This is a genomic window from Empedobacter sp. UBA6745 (assembly GCF_002453775.1).
In the GTDB taxonomy this organism is placed as follows: Bacteria; Bacteroidota; Bacteroidia; order Flavobacteriales; family Weeksellaceae; genus Empedobacter; species Empedobacter falsenii_C.
Map to the genome: position 1 here is coordinate 195067 of NZ_DKHL01000026.1, position 2469 is coordinate 197535.

At 32.5% G+C, this 2469-nt stretch carries 2 protein-coding genes; one reads left to right on the forward strand and one right to left on the reverse strand.

Annotation, left to right across the window (positions count from 1 at the left end; genetic code table 11):
* The first annotated feature begins 151 nt into the window (after positions 1-151).
* Positions 152-973 (forward strand): hypothetical protein, encoded by an 822-nt coding sequence (locus B4H69_RS08535; protein ID WP_280045383.1) that lies wholly within the window; start codon positions 152-154, stop codon positions 971-973.
* 55 nt (positions 974-1028) lie between these two features.
* Here the strand turns inward: B4H69_RS08535 and B4H69_RS08540 are convergent, their stop codons facing one another.
* A complete protein-coding gene (locus B4H69_RS08540) occupies positions 1029-2321 on the reverse strand; it encodes a serine hydrolase domain-containing protein (RefSeq protein WP_280045384.1) in 1293 nt (430 codons plus the stop codon).
* Positions 2322-2469: the final 148 nt, after the last annotated feature.

The window sequence follows — 2469 nt, forward strand, 5'->3', positions numbered from 1 at the left end:
GAGTCCTCGGTTGATTACAAACAGGTATGTTTTACCTTTCCTGAGTCTTCGGTTGATTACAAAGAAATTTATTTTTTAACTATTTCTAGTGAGTTTTAGACGAATTAAAACGTTTAATTTTGACGTAATATTAATTGAGACTTTCTAAAAAATGAAAAAACTATTTTTATTGACAACATTATTCATGGTGTCAGCACTTTTTGCCCAACAAGCTACCAATACGTTAGAAGGCGTTTTTACAACAAAAGCAAAAGATGAATTATATAATCCATTGAAATTTGATGGAAAAGGAAGAGTAACAATCGGTGAATTTGATGAGGTTGGTTACGAATTTACCGAACGCAACGATTCAGTTATAATATTTGTCGAAAAAACGGTTTTTATCTTCAAAAAAGAGAAAAATCAATTAAAAGGAATTTCAGATTGGGTAGATAAAAAAGTATATAAATCAAATTTGAAATCTTTCGAAAATAAAGCTCAATCAAATCCAAAATTAGCGCAACGTGCAAATTGGATGGCGCAGAATTATGATATCAATTTTAAAAATAATGCTTCTTTTCTTTTTGATTTAGATGAAAATAGTTTGAATCAAAAATTAAAAGAAAATGAAACTGCAAATGAAAAACTGTGTAAAGAAGGTTTTGATGAAAGTTGTAAAGTAGTTTTTGCTTATAAATTTGCTGAACAATCTGGTGGTGTTTTCGAAACCTTGAATGCGGCAGATGATATAAAACTTAAACCAAATAAAGAGTTAGAGCAATTGGCACAACGTGTGATTGATTTAGGAAATCCAGATGGATATGGATTATTTTATACGTATTATTATTTTACTGGACAAAAAGAAAAAGCAGAACAATTTCTACAAAAAGGTTTAGACTTAGGATCTGCATATTGCAACGAGATATCTTTAAATTCAGCTTTAAGTGAATTTGGAGAAGGTTTACAATCAGAAGTAGAAGAATCAGAAGATTAATTCGAATAAATTATCCTATAATAAAATAAAAGCTCAACTAATGTTGAGCTTTTTGTTATTTAGTCAATAAATATTTTGCAACAGCATGATAAGCAGGTAACGAATACGGATCGTTCGCACTATTCGATGCAACTGGATTCGAAGCAAAACGCACAATAACCATTTCCGCTTTTGGATCAACATAAATCGCTTGACCATGAACGCCTCGCGCCATAAATGCTTGATGCTCATTATGCGTCACCCACCACATATCTTTGTAGCTCCAATTTTTTAATAGTTTATAATCTGCCTTTGCAAAAGCTTTCTGATTTCCACCTTTTTTGATTTCATCGACCAATTTTTTAGGCAAGATTTGTTTGTTATTAAAATATCCGTTGCTTCGAATCATTTCTCCAAACATCGCTAAATCTCTCAAGTTAGCATTAAAACCACCACCAGCAAATGCAATTCCTGCACCATCAATTTGGTAATAACCATCAAAGTTAGTTCCCAATGGTTGCCAAAATTTTTCAGATAAAATTTGAGCCAAAGGTTTGTTCATTACTTTTGTAATAATCCAGCCCATAACATCCGTATTTACTGTTTTATAACCAAAAGCTTCACCATGTTGGCCGTTTTTCTTTACTGTTTTTAGATAATCATAATAATTTGTAGGTCCATTATAATTTGCAGGTTTAGGAAAAGGATTTCCAGCAGCCGAAAAAGCCCAAACTTCTGCATTTGGATCGCTGTAATCTTCACTATATTGTAAAGCTGTAGTCATGTCCAAAACTTGACGAATCGTCGCATCACCAAAGGCTGAGGTTTTCAATTCAGGAATATAATCACTACATTTTTTATTCTCATCTAGAATACCTTCAGCAACTAACATTCCACCTAGAGTTCCTGTTAAGGTTTTACTCACAGACATCAAGGCATGCCTACCTTGAGAATCTAACTCTCCAAAATATTTTTCATACACAATAATTCCTTTGTGTAATACAATTATGCCGTCCGTATAATTCTTTTGTAAAGAAGCTTCCCAAGTCATGGTTTCCTTACTTTCTAACGGAGTGAATGTAATTTTGTCAATATTCTTATCCAATTTAGTTGCCCAAGTATATCTGTTTTCTTGTGCCGAAGCGACATTTACAGTTGGGAAAAATTCGCGCATATGACAAACGCTATATCGTAAAGCCGGAAAGTTAAAAAAGCTACCATCTATAGCAGACAAAATATCTTCTTTTGCAGGTGGAAACCCTTTCATCCAATTAAAATTCTTTGGATCAGACTCCTCCGCTGTCAAAACTTTTTGTGCATAACTCATCTGTGTCATCACTAAAATTAAACAAACTAATATTTTTTTCATAGTTGTACTATTTATATAGTTGATAAATGGAGTAGAGGAGAAGCTTGTTTCTCAAATTTACAAAAACCATTTTAAACTTTCTTAATTTTAACGTACTATATAATATACTAATAATTCCGCTTTCACGGAATTTCTCCCGAGTCGCTCC

What these genes read in the sequence shown, in the direction of transcription:
- B4H69_RS08535 (WP_280045383.1), top strand. Translation starts at nt 152, where the DNA reads ATGAAAAAACTATTTTTATTGACAACATTATTCATGGTGTCAGCACTT.
- B4H69_RS08540 (WP_280045384.1), bottom strand. Translation starts at nt 2,321, where the DNA reads ATGAAAAAAATATTAGTTTGTTTAATTTTAGTGATGACACAGATGAGT.